This is a genomic window from Luteimonas sp. MC1750 (assembly GCF_016615955.1).
GTDB lineage: Bacteria > Pseudomonadota > Gammaproteobacteria > Xanthomonadales > Xanthomonadaceae > Luteimonas.
Genome location: NZ_CP067113.1, coordinates 1,484,718 through 1,503,198 on the forward strand (window position 1 = coordinate 1,484,718; position 18,481 = coordinate 1,503,198).

At 71.7% G+C, this 18,481-nt stretch carries 16 protein-coding genes, 1 tRNA gene and 1 pseudogene; 9 read left to right on the forward strand and 9 right to left on the reverse strand.

Annotated elements, in window-relative coordinates; genetic code table 11:
• Window positions 1-25: 25 nt before the first annotated feature.
• The 3 genes from pstS to JGR68_RS06960 form a co-directional block, all read right to left on the reverse strand.
• The gene (pstS, locus tag JGR68_RS06950) at window positions 26-1,105 is read right to left on the reverse strand and encodes a phosphate ABC transporter substrate-binding protein PstS (protein WP_199362147.1); all 1,080 of its coding nucleotides are present in this window, start codon (window positions 1,103-1,105) and stop codon (window positions 26-28) included.
• Between the two features lie 291 nt (window positions 1,106-1,396).
• Complete coding sequence (locus JGR68_RS06955) at window positions 1,397-2,332, reverse strand: restriction endonuclease (protein WP_199362146.1); 936 nt, start codon at window positions 2,330-2,332, stop codon at window positions 1,397-1,399.
• Window positions 2,333-2,406: 74 nt separating this feature from the next.
• The gene (locus tag JGR68_RS06960; RefSeq protein WP_199362145.1) at window positions 2,407-2,682 is read right to left on the reverse strand and encodes a polyhydroxyalkanoic acid system family protein; all 276 of its coding nucleotides are present in this window, start codon (window positions 2,680-2,682) and stop codon (window positions 2,407-2,409) included.
• 84 nt (window positions 2,683-2,766) lie between these two features.
• On the opposite strand from JGR68_RS06960, the gene JGR68_RS06965 reads away from it, so the two are divergent.
• Complete coding sequence (locus tag JGR68_RS06965; protein ID WP_199362144.1) at window positions 2,767-3,549, forward strand: FHA domain-containing protein; 783 nt, start codon at window positions 2,767-2,769, stop codon at window positions 3,547-3,549.
• Here the strand turns inward: JGR68_RS06965 and JGR68_RS06970 are convergent.
• On the reverse strand, window positions 3,526-4,161 hold the full coding sequence (locus tag JGR68_RS06970) for a protein-methionine-sulfoxide reductase heme-binding subunit MsrQ (RefSeq protein ID WP_199362143.1): 636 nt from the start codon (window positions 4,159-4,161) through the stop codon (window positions 3,526-3,528). The two genes, JGR68_RS06965 and JGR68_RS06970, sit on opposite strands and share 24 nt — an antisense overlap.
• A gap of 25 nt (window positions 4,162-4,186) precedes the next feature.
• Window positions 4,187-5,155, reverse strand: coding sequence for a protein-methionine-sulfoxide reductase catalytic subunit MsrP (gene msrP, locus JGR68_RS06975; protein ID WP_199362142.1), 969 nt, complete (start codon window positions 5,153-5,155; stop codon window positions 4,187-4,189).
• 136 nt (window positions 5,156-5,291) lie between these two features.
• Between msrP and serC the strand changes: the two genes are divergently transcribed.
• Together serC and aroA are read left to right on the forward strand one after the other, a co-directional pair.
• Window positions 5,292-6,398 (forward strand): 3-phosphoserine/phosphohydroxythreonine transaminase, encoded by a 1,107-nt coding sequence (serC, locus tag JGR68_RS06980; RefSeq protein ID WP_199362141.1) that lies wholly within the window; start codon window positions 5,292-5,294, stop codon window positions 6,396-6,398.
• Window positions 6,331-7,719, forward strand: a pseudogene (gene aroA / locus JGR68_RS06985) (3-phosphoshikimate 1-carboxyvinyltransferase); the annotation flags it as partial. The gene serC and the pseudogene aroA, both read left to right, overlap by 68 nt.
• A gap of 37 nt (window positions 7,720-7,756) precedes the next feature.
• Here the strand turns inward: aroA and JGR68_RS06990 are convergent.
• Together JGR68_RS06990 and JGR68_RS06995 are read right to left on the reverse strand one after the other, a co-directional pair.
• Complete coding sequence (locus JGR68_RS06990) at window positions 7,757-8,353, reverse strand: energy transducer TonB (protein WP_199362139.1); 597 nt, start codon at window positions 8,351-8,353, stop codon at window positions 7,757-7,759.
• A gap of 80 nt (window positions 8,354-8,433) precedes the next feature.
• The gene (locus JGR68_RS06995; protein ID WP_199362138.1) at window positions 8,434-9,054 is read right to left on the reverse strand and encodes an energy transducer TonB; all 621 of its coding nucleotides are present in this window, start codon (window positions 9,052-9,054) and stop codon (window positions 8,434-8,436) included.
• 104 nt (window positions 9,055-9,158) lie between these two features.
• On the opposite strand from JGR68_RS06995, the gene serS reads away from it, so the two are divergent.
• The 4 genes from serS (at window position 9,159) to JGR68_RS07015 (ending at window position 12,562) form a co-directional block, all read left to right on the forward strand.
• A complete protein-coding gene (serS, locus tag JGR68_RS07000; protein ID WP_199362137.1) occupies window positions 9,159-10,499 on the forward strand; it encodes a serine--tRNA ligase in 1,341 nt (446 codons plus the stop codon).
• A 126-nt stretch (window positions 10,500-10,625) separates the two neighbouring features.
• Window positions 10,626-11,609 (forward strand): LysR family transcriptional regulator, encoded by a 984-nt coding sequence (locus JGR68_RS07005; RefSeq protein ID WP_199362265.1) that lies wholly within the window; start codon window positions 10,626-10,628, stop codon window positions 11,607-11,609.
• Window positions 11,610-11,732: 123 nt separating this feature from the next.
• Window positions 11,733-11,820: transfer RNA gene (locus JGR68_RS07010), tRNA-Ser, on the forward strand.
• Window positions 11,821-11,911: 91 nt separating this feature from the next.
• On the forward strand, window positions 11,912-12,562 hold the full coding sequence (locus JGR68_RS07015) for a response regulator (protein WP_199362136.1): 651 nt from the start codon (window positions 11,912-11,914) through the stop codon (window positions 12,560-12,562).
• 21 nt (window positions 12,563-12,583) lie between these two features.
• Here JGR68_RS07015 and JGR68_RS07020 read toward each other — a convergent pair whose 3' ends face one another.
• Window positions 12,584-16,009: an Rne/Rng family ribonuclease gene (locus tag JGR68_RS07020; protein ID WP_199362135.1), complete on the reverse strand. Its 3,426-nt coding sequence runs from the start codon at window positions 16,007-16,009 to the stop codon at window positions 12,584-12,586.
• A gap of 444 nt (window positions 16,010-16,453) precedes the next feature.
• Between JGR68_RS07020 and JGR68_RS07025 the strand changes: the two genes are divergently transcribed.
• Window positions 16,454-17,419 carry an RluA family pseudouridine synthase gene (locus JGR68_RS07025; RefSeq protein ID WP_199362134.1) on the forward strand — a complete coding sequence of 322 codons (966 nt, stop codon included), beginning with the start codon at window positions 16,454-16,456 and terminating at the stop codon, window positions 17,417-17,419.
• 13 nt (window positions 17,420-17,432) lie between these two features.
• Here JGR68_RS07025 and JGR68_RS07030 read toward each other — a convergent pair whose 3' ends face one another.
• Complete coding sequence (locus JGR68_RS07030; protein ID WP_199362133.1) at window positions 17,433-17,774, reverse strand: 4a-hydroxytetrahydrobiopterin dehydratase; 342 nt, start codon at window positions 17,772-17,774, stop codon at window positions 17,433-17,435.
• A 101-nt stretch (window positions 17,775-17,875) separates the two neighbouring features.
• Between JGR68_RS07030 and JGR68_RS07035 the strand changes: the two genes are divergently transcribed.
• Window positions 17,876-18,469, forward strand: coding sequence for an NfuA family Fe-S biogenesis protein (locus tag JGR68_RS07035; protein WP_199362132.1), 594 nt, complete (start codon window positions 17,876-17,878; stop codon window positions 18,467-18,469).
• Window positions 18,470-18,481: the final 12 nt, after the last annotated feature.

Below are 18,481 nucleotides of genomic sequence, written 5' to 3' on the forward strand. Positions count from 1 at the left end.
GCGGCGGGCACGAGCCTGTCCGGCCTTACTGGCCGTGCTGGAACTCGGTGGCCCAGTAGGCTTCGACCTGCTGGACGAGCTCGGCGGGCAGCGGGACGTAGTGCAGCTCGCTGGCCTGCGCCTGGCCGTCCTCGAACGCCCACTTGAAGAACTCCAGCGCGGCCCGGCTGCGCGCCGGATCCTTGGGCTGCTTGGGCATCAGCATGAAGTTGGTGGCGGTGATCGGCCAGGAGTCCGCGCCCGGTGCGTTGGTGATCACCAGGTTGAAGTCGGTGGCCGAGGCCCAGTCGGCGGTGCGGGCCGCGGCGGCGAAGCTGTCCGCGCTGGGCTCGACGAACTGGCCTTCGGCGTTCTGCAGCGAGGCGTAGGGCATGGTGTTCTGCAGCGCATAGGCGAGCTCGACATAGCCGATCGCGCCCTGGATCTGCTGCACGTAGGACGCGACGCCCTCGTTGCCCTTGCCGCCCACGCCGAGCGGCCAGGACACCGAAGTGCCTTCGCCGACCCTGGTCTTCCAGTCGGGGCTGACCTTCGACAGGTAGTTGGTGAAGTTGAAGCTGGTGCCCGAACCGTCGGAGCGGTGCACGATGCTGATCTTGCCGTCGGGCAGCGCCAGGCCGGGGTTGAGCGCGGCGATCTCGGGCGCGTTCCAGGTGGCGACCTTGCCCAGGAAGATGTCGGCGAGCAGCGGGCCGGTCAGCTTCAGCGCGCCGGGCGCGAGGCCTTCGATGTTGACCACCGGCACCACGCCGCCGATCGCGGAGGGGAACTGGCCAAGGTTGGCTTCGGCGAGCTCCTCGCTCGCCAGCGGCTTGTCGCTCGAACCGAAGTCGACGGTGCCGGCCTTGACCTGGGCGATACCACCGCCCGAGCCGATGGACTGGTAGTTGACCTGCTGGCCGGTGGCCGCGTTGTAGTCGGCCGACCACTTCGAGACCAGCGGATAGATGAAGGAGGCGCCCGCGCCGGACACCTGGCTGGCGACGCGCTCGCCGGCGGCATTCGCGGCGCCGTTCGACGATGCGTCGCCCGAGGGCTGGCAGGCCACGGCGAACAGCGCCGAAGCGAGGGCGAGCGAAGCGATGCGCAACTTGGGGAGGGTCATGACAGGTTCCGATGTGGGCGAAGGGCGATGCGGCAAGCCCACATTGGATGATGTTTTTATGACAGCTTCATGACGGCAGGTTCCGCACGGGGCCCGGGGCACCATGCGAGCCGACGAAAAAAGGGCCCCGGAGGGGCCCGAAATGGAGCGTTCCAGCGAGAGGAGGAGAGGATCTTTCGACCGGCCCGGGACGCGTGTGGACGCCCGCAGGTGGCCGCGGCAGGCATTTCACCCCGCGGTGGTGACTCCACGATGTCGCTGCGGTGACGGCTGCATGACAGACGCCTGCCTTCAATAACTCCGGCACTGGCGGAAACGCACCGGCCGCTCGCTGCCGGGCGGCGGCGTGAGCTGGATCCGCGACGAGGCCAGGGCGGGATAGCGCTCCACCAGCGGGCAGATCGCGGCCACCGGATCGTCACCGGAGTCGGCCAGGATCACCTCGAGCGTGGAGGCGGTGCTCCAGAGCGCCCTGGCCACCATCGGCAGGGTGGCGACGGCCGCGGCGAGCTCGCGCCGCTGCAGTTCGAGGGTCGCGGGATCGGGGTTGGCCACCGGTCCGGCCGGGCGGGTCCCCGTCGCGTTGTCGGCCTGCGGGGCCGTCGCGGCCGGCAAGGGGGTGCCGCCCGTGCGCGATGCCGGACGGGCTGCCGGCAACAGCGAGAACACCGCGACCCCGACGACCAGCGCCGCCAGCCAGCCGGCAAGGCTGCGTTCGCGCGCGCGCTTGCGGGCGGCCTCGCTGATCGGCGCGACCACCGTCGCCGGCAGCAGCGGGCGCAGCTCCGGCCACAGTGCGTTGCCGTCCAGCAGCTCGATCGGCTGTCCGCGCGCGGCGCGGCGGGCATCGCCGTCGATCCGCCCCTGGGTGACCAGCAGCCCGCCGGCCGCGCCGGCCACGCCCATGGTGGCGGCCAGCTCGTTCACCGCAGGCGGGCCCAGCACGAAGGCGCTGCCATGCTTGACCCTCAGCAGCCACTGCCCGCCGTCGCGGACCAGGATGTCGTCATCGTCGCCGGCCGGCGACTCGCGGTCGACCACGCGTTCGTAGCCGCGGCGGCGCAGCGCCTCCAGCACGATCCCGATGAAGGCACGCCAGGACATCGCCGACAGCGCGGCGAGGCCGGCATCCGTCTCGTGCCGACGGCGCAGCGGGCCGTGCGCGAACCAGGTCGCGGCACCGCCCACCGCCAGCGTGGCCACGATCGCCAGGAGCCATTGCAGCATGCGTTTCCCCCATGTCCTTTTCGTTGCGCAGCATAGACGCAAGCGCGGCCGAGGCGGCCCGCCGCGCCGCGGGTTCAGCCGAAGTGCTTGGCCAGCACCCGCCGGATCTCGGACTCGATCGGACCCTGCATGGCCGCGAGCAGGAAGCCCAGTTCGGCCTGCACGTGCACCACGCCCGGCAGCAGCGCGATGCGGCCATCGACGCCGGTGCGGTTGAAGTGCAGCGCATCGTCCTGCCAGCGGCATTCGACGCCGAAGCGCTCCACCAGCTTGTCGGCCACCTGCTGCACGGCGGCGCGCGCGCCCGGCAGGGGCAGCTGGTGCGGGTGCTGGATGTCGATGTCGGCCATGGCGCGTCCGTATGCAAGGGGACGCCATTCTGGCGGCGCGGGGTCGGCGATCCAAGTGCCCGCGCGTGATAGATTCCCCCGCGCATGGACACCCTCAGGCTGCGCTTCGACACCGCTGGCAACGACCATCCGCTTTCCGCGGGCGTGCACGGCGTGGGCCGGTCGCGCGACGGCGCCGGCCTGGAGCCGGTCGAGGCGTCGCCGATCGTGAATTTCTGCGTCGACCGCCGCGGTGTGTGGCTGACCGTGCCGGACGGCACGCGTGGCGTGCACGTCAACGGCAGGCCGGTGCTGCGCATGGCGATGCTGCGGGTCGGCGACGCGATCTTCGTCGATGGCAGCGGCATCCGCCTGGTGTCCTCGCGGGCACCGGCGCAGCCCACGGGTGGCTTCGGCGACAGCACCGGCGAGCCCGGCGACGTGCGCATCGTGCTGCGCGGCGTGGGCGGCCGCTACCACGGCCGCTGTTTCACGCTCGAGCGGCCGCGCCTGGTCGGACGTGCGCACGAGGCCGACATCCGCATCGACGAACCCGCCTTCGCCGAGCGCCACGCCCGCCTGGAGCTGCTGCGCGGCGACGTGGTGCTGCGCGACCTCGGCTCGGCCGACGGCAGCCTGGTCAATGGCGAACCGGTGCGCGACGCGGTGCTGAAGCCGGGCGACCAGGTGGTGTTCGATGCCCACCACCGCTTCGTGCTCGAGGCGCCGGCCGGACCCACGGCTACGCCGACCCACGATGGGGACGATGCGGGCGCGGAGGCGTCCGTGGGACGCACCCGCGGCGTGATGCACCTGCCGTGGCTGGTGCTTGCGGCGGCCCTGCTGGCGGGACTGCTGGCCCTGCTACTGCTGTTCGGTACGGGCTGACGCGGGGACGACCGGTCGCGTCGTCCGGCTGCGCCGGCGGAGCAGGCGCCATCCGAGGAGGACGGCAAGGATCGCCGCGTACAGCAGCGGTTCGCGGACATCCGACTTCACCACCCACCAGAAGTGCAGCACCGCGAGCACCGCGATGGCGTAGACCAGGCGGTGCAGGCGGCCCCAGTTGCGGCCCAGGCGGCGCATCCATCCGCGGGTCGAGGTCACGGCCAGCGGAAGCAGCAGCAGCCATGCCGCGAAGCCGACGGTGATATAGGGCCGCTCGGCGATCTCCACGAAGACCTGGCTCCACCAGCCGCGCAGGTCCAGCACCAGCCACGCGCTGAAATGCAGGCTGGCATAGGCGAAGGCCCAGAGCCCGAGCAGGCGGCGGAAGCGCAACAGCTCCGGGCGCCCCAGCCACTGGCGCAGCGGCGAGATCGCCAGCGTCACCAGCAGCAGCCGCAGCGCCCACAGTCCGAGTTCGTGTTCGATGGCGGCGACCGGATCCGCGCCGAGCGCGTCGATGTCACTGCCGCCTCCGACCTGCCAGGCCTTCCAGCCGAGCAGGGCGAGCGGCGCGAGCGCCAGCGCGTGCACGACCGCCTTGGCGACGGCCATTCCCCACGCGTCGGAAGCCTTCCGCTCAGTACCAGCGCGCAAGGTCCATGCCCTGGTAAAGCGAGGCGACCTGGTCGGCATAACCGTTGAACGGCCGGGTGGGGATGCGGTCGGCGAACAGGCGGTTGGCGTCGCCGGCGATGCGGCGCTCGGTCGCCTGGCTCCAGCGTGGGTGGTCCACCGCCGGGTTCACGTTGGCGAAGAAGCCGTACTCGCGCGGCTGCATGTCGTTCCACGAGGTCGGCGGCGCCTTGCGCAGGAACTCGATGGCCACGATCGACTTGATGCCCTTGAAGCCGTACTTCCAGGGCACGACCAGGCGCAGCGGCGCGCCGTTCTGCTGCGGCAGCGCGCGGCCGTACATGCCGGTCGCGAGCAGGGTCAGCGGATGCATGGCCTCGTCGATGCGCAGCCCTTCGCGATACGGCCAGTCGATGATCGGCGCGCGGATGCCGGGCATCTGGCGCGGGTCGGCGAGGGTGGTGAAGGCGACGAACTTCGCGTCCGAGGTCGGCTCGAAGCGCCTGAGCACGTCGGCCAGCGGCACGCCCAGCCAGGGAATGACCATCGACCAGCCTTCCACGCAGCGCATCCGGTAGACGCGCTCCTCGGGCACCAGGCCCTTGAGCAGGGTCTCCAGCGGGACGGTGCCGGGCTTCGCGCATGCGCCGCCGACCGCGACCGACCAGGGCGAGGTGACCAGGGTCTTCGCCGCACGCGAGGGATCGGCCTTGCCGCTGCCGAATTCGTAGAAGTTGTTGTACGAGGTGGCGTCCTCGTAGCGGGTCCGGGCCTCGTCGGTGCCGAAGCCTCCGCTGCGCGCGGCGGCCGTGGCGCGGGGGACGTCGACCGGCGGCGGTGGCTCGCCTCGGCAGCCGGCGACCGTCAGCGCCGGTGCCAGCGCGAGGGCTTTCAGCAACCGGCGGCGGTCGCGGTAGACCGCCTCGCCGGTGATCGCGGACTCCGGCACGGGCGGAAGGCGGCTGCGGGCCATCGGATATTCCTCGCGGGACTGTGCAGGGGATTCATCCTACGCGCGGACCCGTGCATGCGCGGTCGCGCGCCGCCGGTGCATGCCCGGTGTTGCGTTGCGGCATACTGGATCGTCCCCCGTGACCCGAGGATCCGCCATGGCGCGCGCCTACAATTTCAGCCCCGGCCCCGCGATGCTGCCCGAATCCGTGCTGCTCGAAGCGCGTGCCACCATGCTGGAATATGGCGACGCCGGCGCCTCGATCGTCGAGATCAGCCATCGCGGCGCCGAGTTCATCGACATCGCCGCGCGCGCCGAGGCCGACCTGCGCGAGCTGCTCGCGATTCCGGCCGACTATGCGGTGCTGTTCCTCCCCGGTGGCGCCACGACCCAGCAGGCGCTGCTGCCGCTGAACTTCGCCGCGCCCGGCCAGCGCGCCGACTACGTGCTCACCGGCCACTGGGGCGCGACCGCGACCCGGCAGGCGGCGCCGTACGTCGACCTCAACGTGGCGGCGAGCAGCGAGGCCGACGGCTACCGCAGCATCCCGCCGGTGGACCAGTGGAAGCTGTCGAAGGACGCGGCCTACGTGCACGTCACCGCCAACGAGACCATCCACGGCGTGGAGTTCCGTCCTTCGAAGCCGGGTGGGCATGCGTTCCCCGATACCGGCGACGTGCCGCTGTTCGCCGACTTCAGCTCCAGCATCGCGTCCGAGCCGGTCGATATCCCGCGCTTCGGTGCCATCTATGCCGGCGCGCAGAAGAACCTGGGCCCGGTGGGCATCGGCGTGGTGATCGTGCGCAGGGACCTGCTGGCGCGCGCCGGGCAGCCGCGTGCCGACATCTTCGACTACCGGCTGCAGCTGGCCGCCGACTCGATGCTCAACACGCCGCCGACCTGGAACTGGTACGTGGCCGGCCTGACCTTCCGCTGGATGCTCGAGCAGGGCGGCGTCGAGGCCTTTGCACGCCGCAGCGACGACAAGGCCGGGCTGCTGTATGCCGCGATCGACGGCTCCGGCGGCTTCTACCGCAACGAGGTCGACCGCGCGGTGCGCTCGCGCATGAACGTGCCGTTCTTCCTGCACGACCCGGCGCTCGACGAAGCCTTCCTGGCGCAGGCGCGCGAGGCCGGACTCATCGGACTGAAGGGCCACCGGGTCACCGGCGGCATGCGCGCGTCGATCTACAACCCGATGCCGCTGGAAGGCGTGCAGGCGCTGGTCGACCACATGCAGGACTTCCAGCGCCGCCATGGCTGAGGACGGGTTGCGCCAGGACTGGCTGGCATCGCCGGGTCGCGCGCTGTCGGGCGGCTTCGAAGTGCCCGGTGACAAGTCGGTTTCCCACCGGGCGGTGATGTTCGCCGCGCTGGCCGACGGCTGCTCGCGCATCGACGGCTTCCTCGAAGGCGAGGACACCCGCGCCACGGCGGCGATCTTCTCGCGGATGGGCGTGCGCATCGAAGCGCCGTCGTCCGCGTGCCGCATCGTCCACGGGGTCGGACTCGACGGCCTGCATGCGCCCGCGGGCGTGCTCGACTGCGGCAATTCCGGTACCGCGATGCGCCTGCTGGCGGGCCTGCTGGCGGGGCAGGCGTTCGACACCGTGCTTGCCGGCGATGCCTCGCTGTCCGCGCGGCCGATGCTGCGGGTGATGTCGCCGCTGCGCCGCATGGGCGCGCACATCGCCTCCGACGACGGCGAGCGGCCGCCGCTGCGGATCAGCGGCCCGCGCGCGCTGCACGGGATCGGGTTCGAATCACCGGTGGCGAGCGCGCAGGTGAAGTCGGCCGTGCTGCTGGCGGGCCTCTATGCCCGCGGCGAGACCAGCGTGCGCGAGCCGCATCCAACGCGCGACTACACCGAGCGCATGCTCGCCGCCTTCGGCTGGCCGGTGGCCTGGTCGCCCGGCGAGGCGCGGCTGTCCGGCGGACATCGCCTGGTGGCGCGGGACATCGCGGTGCCGGGCGACTTCTCCTCGGCGGCGTTCCTCATCGTCGCGGCCTGCCTGGTGCCGGGCTCGTCGCTGCTGCTGCGTGCGGTGGGCGTCGACCCGCGACGCACGGGGCTGTTGGAGGCGCTACGCGGCATGGGCGCGGACATCCGCGAGACCGGACGCCGCGAAGGGCTGTGCGGACCGGTGGCCGACATCTCCGTGCAGCATGCGCCCCTGCGCGGCATCGACCTGCCGGTTGCCCTGGTCCCCGACATGATCGACGAATTCCCGGTCTTCGCGGTGGCGGCGGCCTGTGCCCGGGGCCGCACGCGGGTCTCGGGTGCCGCCGAACTGCGGGTCAAGGAATCCGACCGCATCAGCGCAATGGCGGCGGGGCTGCAGGCGCTCGGCGCGCGCGTGGACGAGACACCGGATGGCCTGGTGATCGAAGGCGGCGCGCTGCGTGGCGGGCGGGTCGACAGCCGTGGGGACCATCGCATTGCCATGGCCTTTGCCGTCGCCGCGCAGATGGCCACGGGCGAGGTGCGGATCGCGGACGTCGCGAACGTCGCCACGTCGTTTCCGGGATTCGAGGCGCTCGCGCAGGCGGCGGGATTCGGCCTGCGTCCCCTCGCGCCGGAGTGACTCGCGCGGGACCGGCGCGCCCCGACGGGAAGCCGCCTCAGCGGTCGATGCGGAAGGTCACCGGGACCTGGACGTCGGCGGCCACCGTGCGGCCGCCGCGCACGGCAGGCTCGAAGGTCCATTGGCGCACGGCGTCCACCGCGGCCTGGTCGAGCGCGCGCGAGCCGCTGCGGCGGATCACCTCGACGCTTGCGGGCCTGCCGTCCGCGCCGACGTTCGCGCCGACCAGCACCGTGCCCTCTTCGCGCCTGCGATAGGCCTCGACCGGATACTCGGGTTCGACCCGGGCCAATGGCGACGCCTCGCGATCCGGCCCTGCCGATGCGGGCGCCGGGGCAGTCGTCCGGGCTCGGTCACGCTCGTCGGCGGCGCGCGCCTCGCGGCTGGCGCGTCGCGCGTCGTCCTGGGCGCGCTCGCGTTCGGCCGCGGCATCCTGTCCGTCACCGATGGCCACGGGCGGTGGGGGCAGGGCTTCCGGCGCCGGACCCATGCCCGAGCGCTGGTTGTAAATGAACCAGCCGAAGGCCAGCAGGGCCAGCAGCAGCACGAACCAGAGCAGGGGCGCGGCGGTCCTGCGCCGGGGTTCCTCCGGCGGTCGCGACGGGGGCGGGGTCTGCGGATCGGGATTGGCCATGGCGCGCTCCTCGGGCGGCGTCGGTGGCCCGAGGCTTCCACATACGGAGTTGACGGCGCGTGTGCGCCGCGCGCCTGGCCTCAGCGTGCCCTGTTGAAGGCGATCGGCACGTTGACCACCCCGGCCACGGGCGCGCCATCGCGCATCGCCGGCCGGAAGCGCCAGCGCTGCGCGGCGGCCACGGCCGCGCGGTCGAGGTCCCTCGAGCCGCTGCTCGACGCCACGTCGACCTGCGCGGGCACGCCACGCGCGTCCACCTGGATCCGCAGCAGCACTTCCCCGGACTCGCCGCGCCGGAGTGCGCGCGTCGGGTAGCGCGGGCTCGGCGACTCGATCGGCACCGGTGAGCTTGCGGACAGCTCGACGGGCGCGGCCACCGGTGCGGGGGCGGCTTCGGCGGCGGCTCGGGCATCGGGATCCGGCGCGGCAGGCTCTTCGATGCGGTCACCGGATCCAGTGGCATCAGGCAGGGGCGGCGGCGATGTCGCTGCGGTGCCGGACGCCGGTGGTGCCGGCAGCGGGCGGAAGAGCGGCGCAGCCGCGGCCGGAGGCTGCTCGTCGGGGCGGTAGGGCGTGTCGCCGCGCTGCCCCATCCACAGGAGCAGGAACACGATCAGGCCAGCAGCCAGGCCAGCGGCCACGAGCCACCAGCCACGGAGGGTGGGAAGGGGCAGGCTTCTGCGCGGGGGCGTCTGGGACATGCGGGACCTTGGCATCGCGTTGGCCCGATTCTGCCATGGGGCCGCGGAGCAAACCCCGCGGTGACGCGCGATAATGGCCGGCCCGACACTCACGAAGCGACGCGATGCTCGATCCCAACCTGCTGCGCCAAGACCCTGCCGCCCTGGCCGCACGCCTGGGCGAAAGCCGCGGCTTCGCGCTGGATGCCGTCGCGCTGGAACGCCTGGAGGCCGAGCGCAAGTCGCTGCAGGTCCGCACCCAGGAGCTGCAGAACCTGCGCAACACGCGCAGCAAGGACATCGGCAAGCTGATGGGATCGCTGACCCGGCTGACCGCCGCCGGCGAGCTGGAGCAGGCGGACGCAAATCGCGCGCGCGCGGACGCGCTCAAGGCCGAAGTGGCCGGCTTCGGCGAGGAGCTCAAGGCGTCCGAGGTCGAGCTCGAACGCATCCGCGGCGAACTCGAGGCCGTCGCGCTGGGCCTGCCGAACCTGCCCGACGCGAGCGTGCCGCATGGCGTGGACGAGTCCGGCAACGTCGAGCAGCACCGCTGGGGCACCCCGCGCGAGTTCGATTTCGAGGTCCGCGACCACGTCGACCTGGGTGCCCGCAACGGCTGGCTCGACGGCGAGGCCGCGGCGAAGCTGTCCGGCGCGCGCTTCACCGTGCTGCGCGGGCAGCTCGCGCGCCTGCATCGCGCGCTGGCGCAGTTCATGCTCGACCTGCACGTGGACGAACACGGCTACGCCGAGACCAGCGTCCCGGTGCTGGTCAACGCCGCGTCCATGCGCGGCACGGGACAGCTTCCGAAATTCGAGGACGACCTGTTCTCGACCGTGGTGGGCGAGGGCGAGTCCGCCTCCCGGCGCTACCTGGTCCCGACCGCCGAGGTGCCGCTGACCAACCTCGTGGCCGACTCGATCATCGAGGCCACCGGGCTGCCGCTGCGCATGGCGGCGCACTCGATGTGCTTCCGCGCCGAGGCCGGCGCCCATGGCCGCGACACCCGCGGCATGATCCGCCAGCACCAGTTCGAGAAGGTCGAGCTGGTCTCGGTCACCCGGCCCGAGGACAGCGACGCCGAGCACGAGCGCATGACCCGCTGCGCGGAGACCGTGCTGGAGCGGCTTGGACTGCCGTACCGGCGCATGCTGCTGTGCACCGGCGACATGGGCTTCGCCGCGCGCAAGACCTACGACCTCGAGGTGTGGCTGCCGTCGCAGCAGACCTGGCGCGAGATTTCATCCTGCTCGAACTGCGGCGACTTCCAGGCCCGCCGCATGCTGGCGCGCTGGCGTGCCGAAGCCGGTGCGAAGCCCGAGCTGGTGCACACGCTCAACGGTTCGGGCGTGGCGGTCGGGCGTGCGCTGGTCGCGGTGATGGAGAACGGCCAGCAGGCCGACGGTTCGATCACGGTGCCCGAGGTGCTTCGGCCCTATATGGGCGGGCTCGCGTCGATTTCCTGAGCCGGCGGCGGCGCGGCCATCCTTGACGGGTCGTAATGGCCGCCTCCCGGGGCAGCTGTTAGCCCGTTTCCGGCCCGTTCGTTGCGAAACAGGCCGAAAAATGGTCAAATATGGCTCCATTGTTCTATCGGAGTGGTCGCGATGCAGGATCTGAACGATCTCTATTACTTCGCCATGGTCGTCGACCACAGCGGCTTCGCAGCTGCCGAACGCGCCCTGGGCATTCCCAAGTCGCGGCTGTCGCGGCGCATCAGCCAGCTCGAGACCGAGCTTGGCGTCCGCCTGCTGCAGCGTTCGACCCGCCGCTTCGCCGTCACCGACGTCGGGCAGAGTGTTTACCGCCACGCACAGTCGATGCTGGCCGAAGCGACCGCTGCGCGCGAAGTGGTCGACCGCCTGAGCGCCGAGCCCCGCGGCGTGGTGCGCGCCAGCGTTCCGGTGGGCCTCGCGCAGCAGCAGATGCCGCAGCTGCTGCCGGAGTTCCTCGCGCGCTATCCGCAGGTCCGCGTGCAGATGCATGTCTCCAACCGCCGCGTCGACGTGATCAACGAGGGCTTCGACGTCGCCATCCGCGTGCGCAACAAGCTCGATGACGACGGCAGCCTGGTCATGCGCAGCTTCGGCCAGATCCAGGAGCTGCTGGTGGCGAGCCCGACCTACCTCGATCGCGCGGGGCGGCCCTCCACGCCGGAGGAGCTCAACGACCACACCACCATGACCATGGGCGAGGACGAAGTGCGGCAGCGGTGGGAGCTCCAGGGTGCCGACGGCGAGACCCGCCGCATCGAGCTCAAGCCGCGCGTGGCCGGCTTCGACTTCCCGATGCTGATGGCCCTGGCCCGGCAGGGCCTCGGCATCACCATGCTGCCGGAGACGCTGTGCGCCGACGCCGTGCGCAGCGGCGAACTGGAAGTCGTGCTGCCGGAATGGCGCCTGCCACAGGGCATCGCGCACCTGGTGTTCGCATCACGGCGCGGCCTGCTGCCGGCGGTGCGCGTGTTCATCGACTTCCTCGCCGAACGCCTGCCGCCGCTGATCGAGGCTTCGCGCCTGGATTGCCAGGGCACCGGTCGCGACGCCGCGGATCCGAGCCCGGCAAAGGCCGCGTAGACGCAGCGGGCGCGCCGCGATGGCGCGCCCTGCGTCGCGGCGCATGCGACAATCCCGCGGCGCTGCCCGCGCACGTCGGACCGCTGTCCGGCCTGGCGTCGGGCAACGCCGCGACGCGTTCCCGGAAGAGTGGCCGAGCGGTTGAAGGCACCGGTCTTGAAAACCGGCAATGGGCAACCATTCGTGGGTTCGAATCCCACCTCTTCCGCCATGAATGCGATGGCTCCCACGCTTGCGGCCCCCCCGACGTCACGGTTAGCCTCGCGCTGGGGGATCCAAGAACGTCTCACGAGGGGACAAGGATGACCATCAGGGTCTACGTGGTGGATGACCACGCACTGGTTCGCGCAGGGATGCGCATGATCCTGTCGGCCGAGGCCGACATCGAAGTGGTGGGTGAAGCGGAGAGCGGCGAGGAGGCCTTGCCGGAGATCCGTGCGTTGAAGCCCGACATTGTGCTCTGCGACCTGCACCTGCCAGGCGTCAGTGGGCTCGAAATCACCGAGCGCATCGTGCGCGGCGAATACGGGCCGAAAGTGATTGTGGTGTCGGTGCTCGAGGACGGCCCCATGCCCAAGCGCATGATCGCCGCGGGCGCGGCCGGCTACGTCGGGAAGGGTGGCGATGCGCGTGAACTGCTGCGCGCGGTGCGCGAAGTGGCGTCGGGGCGCCGGTTCCTCGCAAGCCGGGTGGCGCAGTCGCTGGCCCTGTCAGGCCTGGACGCGAGCGAGTCGCCGTTCGACGCACTGTCGCCGCGTGAAACCGAAGTGGCGATGCTGCTGATCCAGGGCATGCGCCAGGAGGAAATCGCGCGCAGGCTGAGCCTGAGCGCGAAGACCATCAACACGCACAAGACGCGACTGTTCGAGAAGCTGCGGGTGCACGACAGCATCGCGCTCGCCCGCCTGGCCAGCCAGTACGGCATGGCCGACCCCGCGCACGCCATCGTCTAGCGGCGCGGGGGTGGCCCGGGATCAGGCGCCGGTCGGCGCCTGGTCCTCCTGATCGCTTCCATCGGCATCCGTATCCGTGCCGGCGGAACGGCTGGCGTCCGACGCCTGGACCGCGGCCGTGGCGGCCGGCGATTCCTGCACCGCGCTCCCGTCGACCGCCGCATCGGCGCTGGCGGGCGCGTCGTCGGCACCGGCCGTTTCGGGGCCATCGAACAGGCCGCGTGACGGCCGCGGGGCCGGCGGTGGCTCGTCGGCGGCTGCGCTGCTGCGTTCGGCAGCGGCGTCAGCGTTCGACTTGGCGGCGGCGTCCGCACCACGGGCGGGGGCCGCGGCGCTCGTGGCGCCCACGTCCGATGCCGCGACTACGGCTGGAGCTGCAGGAGCCGGCGCTGCAACTTCTGCCGCTGCAGGAGCCGGCGTCGCAACTTCCGCCACGGCAGGAGCCGGCGCTGCGACCTCCGCTGCAGCAAGGGCGGGCGTTGCGTTGGCATCTGTCGCGTCCTTCTCGGCAACCGCGTCCTTCGCAGCGACCGCGTCCTGGCGATCCGCTGCATGGCGGACATCTGCGGGGGCCGTCGAAGGTGCTGCTGCCGTCTCCGCCGCCACCGGCGCAGGCGGAGCAGCCGCTGCCGCCGTGGCGGCGGCGTCGGCCACATCCACGGTGCCGGCGGCGATCGCGTCGACCTGGACCGGCGCGTCGGAACGCGTCGGCGAGGCCTCGAGTGCCTGCGGCGCGTCTTTCGACTCCTCGGTCACGGCGGCTGCGTCCGCGCGCGGCATCACCCGCTGCGAAGGCGTGGTGTCATCCGCCGCGGAGACGGCGACCGTGGCGGCAGCCGCCGGCGTCGCCCGATCGCTGCGCCGGGGCGCCGGGCGCGCCTGGCCCTCGTCGTCGGAGAAATCGAACTCCGGCTGCGAGCTGCGGGCAACCGGCACGTCCGCGGCATCTTCGGCCGACTCGCCATCCACCGTCGAAACGGCGTCGGCTGCCGCACCCTCGGCACCACCGCGACGGCGGCGACGGCCACCACGGCGGCCACGGCGGCGCTTCTGCGCGCCATCACCCGACTCGTCACCGCTGTCCTCGTCATGGCCGGCATCGTCGCCGGTGTCCAGGGCATCGTCCGTGGGACGCACGCGCGGGTTGGCGACGTCGTCACTGGCGGGCGTCGCCTGGCGGGGCGCTTCGGCCACCGGCACGGGACGCACCACCGCCTGCTCATCGGCTGCCGAAGTTGCGGCGGCCGCGGCGGCGGCGGGCGTCGCCGCGAGGGCGGACGTCGCCAGCGTCTCGACGGCGTCCTGCGACGAACCCTCAGCCTTGCCCTGGCCCTGCTCGCCGCGACGCCCGCGGCCCTGGCCGTTGCGCTCGCCGTCGCCGCGCTCGCGCGTCTCGCGCACCGGCTTCTCGCGCGGTTGCTTCTCGCGCGGCGGCTTCGGCGCGCTGGACTGGCCGTTCTGGCCACCGGACGCGGACTGCGCACCCTGGCCGTTCTGGCCGGAGGCCTTCTGCCTGCCGCCCTGGGCCTGGCCCTGCTCGCCGCCACCACGGCGGCCATCACGGCGGCCGCCGTCGCGGCGCTCGCCGGCGCTGCGGTTGCCACGGCCGTCGCGCTCCTGGCGCGGGCCGCGATCGCCGCGCTCACCGCGACGCGGCTCGCCGGAGGCGGCGGCCGCCGGCTTCGGGCTGTCCGCACCGGGTTGGCCGACGAACAGCGCCTTCAGCCAGCCGACGATGCCACCGCTGGCAGCCAGCGGCGCCGCGACGGGTGCCGCGGCGACCGGTGCAGGCGCAGGCGCCGGCTCCGGGGCCGCCACGGGCTCCGGGCGGGGCTCGCGCACGGGGGCCGGCCTCGCATGCTGGACCTTGGTGACGGCGGCCGCCGGCACGTTCAGGTTGGCCTTGGTGAGCGCGATGGTCGCGACCTTGCGCGGCGTGCCGCGACGGTAGCTCGGCTTGGCCGACTCCTCGTCGAGCTCGTTTGCGCGCAGACGGGTCACTTCGTAGTGCGGCGTATGCAGCAGCTCGTCGGCCACGATCACGATCGGCGCCTTGTGGCGCGACTCGATCTCGCGCAGCGCGCTGCGCTTCTCGTTGAGCAGGTAGTTGGCGATCTCGACCGGGGCCTGCACCAGCACCTGTCCGGTGTTGTCCTTCATCGCGTGCTCTTCGGCGAGGCGGATGATCGCCAGCGCCAGCGATTCGACGCTGCGCATGCGGCCATGGCCCTCGCAGCGCGGGCAGACGATCTGGCTCGACTCGCCCAGGCTCGCGCGCAGGCGCTGGCGGCTCATTTCGAGCAGCCCGAAGCGCGAGATACGGCCGAGCTGAACGCGCGCACGGTCATACTTGAGCGCGTTCTGCAGGCGGTTCTCGACGTCGCGCTGGTGCTTGTTCGACGACATGTCGATGAAATCGATCACCACCAGGCCGCCGAGGTCGCGCAGGCGCAGCTGGCGGGCGACTTCATCGGCCGCCTCGAGGTTGGTGTGGAACGCGGTTTCCTCGATGTCGCCGCCCTTGGTGGCGCGCGCCGAGTTCACGTCGACCGCGGTCAGCGCCTCGGTCTGGTCGATCACCAGCGCGCCGCCCGAGGGCAGGCGGATGGTGCGCTCGTACGCGTTCTCGATCTGCGACTCGATCTGGAAGCGGTTGAACAGCGGCACGTCGTCGGTGTAGTGCTTGAGCTTGCGCAGGTTGTGCGGCATCACCTGCTCGACGAATTCCTTCGCCTCCTCGTACATCTCCGGCGTATCGACGAGGATCTCGCCGACATCGGCGCGCATGTAGTCACGCAGCGCCCGGATGATCAGGCGCGATTCCTGGTAGATCAGGAACGGGGCCGGCTTCGACAGCGCCGCCTCGGCCACCGCCTTCCAGACCGACAGCAGGTAGTCGAGGTCCCACTGCAGCTCTTCCGCGTCACGGCCGACGCCGGCGGTGCGGATGATCACGCCCATGTCGTCGGGGATCTGCAGCGCGTCCATCGCGCGCTTGAGCTCGGCCCGGTCCTCGCCCTCGATCCGGCGCGAGACGCCGCCGGCGGTGGGCGAGTTCGGCATCAGCACCATGTAGCGGCCGGCCAGCGAGATGAACGTGGTCAGCGCCGCGCCCTTGTTGCCGCGCTCGTCCTTGTCCACCTGGACCACGACTTCCTGGCCTTCGCGCAGGAGCTCCTTGATGCCGGCCTTGTTGTGGTCGACGCCGGAGGCGAAGTAGTCGCGGGAGATTTCCTTCAGCGGCAGGAAGCCATGGCGTTCGGCGCCGTATTCGATGAAGGCGGCTTCAAGGGAGGGCTCGATGCGGGTGATGCGGCCCTTGTAGATGTTGGACTTCTTCTGTTCCTTCGACGGTTGCTCGATGTCGATGTCGTACAGGTTCTGGCCGTCGACGATGGCAACGCGCAGCTCCTCGGCCTGCGTCGCGTTGATCAGCATTCGCTTCATTGTTGCGTCCTCGCGCGCTCTCGCACGCGGAACGCCGGGGCGTTTCGCCTGGATGTGGCCCGCCGCCGGCGCGTGAGCGCCAGGCGGCCCTGGTTGCTTCCAGCGCTGCACACCACGGCGGACCGCGGGAGCGCTTGTTCCATATTGCAGTCTGTTTCGGGCCGGCGGCTGCGCATGCCGGTCCGGATAGGGACTGGCCTGCGCGCCGCGCGGGACATGTTCAGCGCCGGTGCCAGGCACCGGGCGATCACAGGACCTGCCGTCCAACCGCTAACATGGCTGCCCCGGGGGCAGTGGCCGCGCTCTGGAGGGACTCGCGGAAGAGCGGCTTTTGGCCGGCGAACTTCCAGCGAAATCAGGACCTTATCTCGCTCGCCGAGTGTAGCAGAAAAAGAATTCAGGTCGGATGCCCCAGAGGGCACTCCGCCGCACCAGGAGCTCCAGATGACCGATGCAGGCAAGACCCCAGCCACCGGCGGCGTACGCACGGTCCGGATCGCCGAGGACCGCGATGGCCAGAGGCTGGACAACTTCCTGCTCGGGTACCTGAAGGGGGCGCCACGCTCGCTGGTCTACAAGATCGTGCGCAGCGGCCAGGTGCGCGTGAACGGGGGCCGCGTGCGCGCCGACCGGCGCCTCGAGGGCGGTGACGAGATCCGCATCCCGCCGGTGCGGATCGAGGATCCCGCGGACAAGGGCAGTCCGGCGCCGGGCCTGATGGAGGCCATGGCGGCCAGCATCGTGTTCGAGGACGCCCGGCTGCTGGCCATCAACAAGCCGTCGGGCGTGGCCAGCCACGGCGGCAGCGGCATCAGCTTCGGGGTGATCGAGACCCTGCGGGCGCTGCGGCCCAACCAGGAGCTGGAGCTGGTGCACCGGCTTGATCGCGACACCTCCGGCCTGATGGTGGTGGCCAAGAAGCGTTCGGCCCTCTCCGAGCTCCAGGCCCTGCTGCGCGAGGATGCCGGGGCGGGGCTGCGCAAGCGGTACCTGGCCCTGCTGCTCGGGCGGATGCCGGACGGCGTCATGAGCGTCGATGCCGCGCTGCACGTCGGCCTGCGCCAGGGCGGCGAGCGCCACGTCCAGGTCGATCCCGCAGGCAAGCCTTCGCTCAGCCACTTCCGCGTGCTCGAGCGGCGCGGGGGGCAGTCCTATTGCGAGGTCCGGATCGAGACCGGTCGCACCCACCAGATCCGCGTGCACGCGCGGCACATCGGCCATGCCGTGGCCGGCGACGACAAGTACGGGGACGCCGAGGCCAACCGCCGCCTGCGCGACCGGATCGGGCTGCGCCGGCTGTTCCTGCACGCGGCGTCGCTGGAATTCGCGCTCGACGGCGGACGCGTGCCCTACGTGCTCACCGCGCCCCTGGCGCCGGACCTGGTCGAGGCGCTGGACCGGCTGGCCTGAGCGGGAGGCGGGCTCAGGACGCCAGCTCGTCCGTCCGCGCGGCGCAGATGAAGTCGTTTTCGCTGAGTCCGCCCACGTCGTGGGTCGACCAGCGCACCTCGCAGCGGTCGTAGTGCACGCCCAGGTCGGGGTGGTGGTCCTCGCGGTTGGCCATGTGCGCCAGCGCGTTCACGAACGACATCGTGTGGCGGTAGTCGGGGAAGCGAAAAGTCCGCACCAGGGCCTTGCCGTCCTCGGCCAGCCGCCATTCGGGCACTTCGGGCAGCAGTTCGCGGACGCGGGCTTCCGCTAGGCGATGTTCGGCGCCGCGGCGCGGCAGGCAGTGGGCGCGGTCGAGGGGAATGAGGTCGGACATGTCGGGCTCCTGGAGGCGGCGGGGCTGAACGCGGCGTGTCATGCCGCGCGGTCTCGGCGGCGCGGGCCGGCAAACCCCGGCGGGTTCGCTAGAATACCCGGATGATCCAGATCTCCGATTCCGCGCAGACCCACTTCCGCAAGCTGGTCGAGCGCGAGGCCGTGCCGGGCATGGGCGTGCGCCTCGCGGCCAGCCGTGCCGGCACGCCGCAGGCGGACGTGCGCCTCGAGTTCGCCGCGCCCGACGAGCTGCGCGGCGACGAATGGGCGGTGGACTGCGACGGGTTCACGCTGTGGCTCGACGCCGACAGCGTGCCCTTCCTCGAGGGTGCGGAGATCGACTACGCCGCGCTCGCGACCGGCGGCCAGCTGCAGATCCGCGCGCCGCGCATCAAGGGGGTGAAGCCCGACGGCGAGGCCTCCCTGGTCGAACGCGTGCGCTGGACGATCGAGCACGTGGTCAATCCGCAGCTGGCCTCGCACGGCGGCCACGTCGCGGTGCAGGAGGTCAGCGCCGAGGGCGTGGTCCTGCTGCGCTTCGGCGGCGGCTGCCACGGCTGCGGCATGGCCGACGTCACCCTGAAGCAGGGCATCGAGAAGACCCTGATGGACCAGGTGCCGGGCGTGACCGCGGTGCGCGACGCGACCGACCATGACACCGGTGCGGCCCCGTACATCCCGCGCGCGACGGCCTGATCCCCGGTCCCG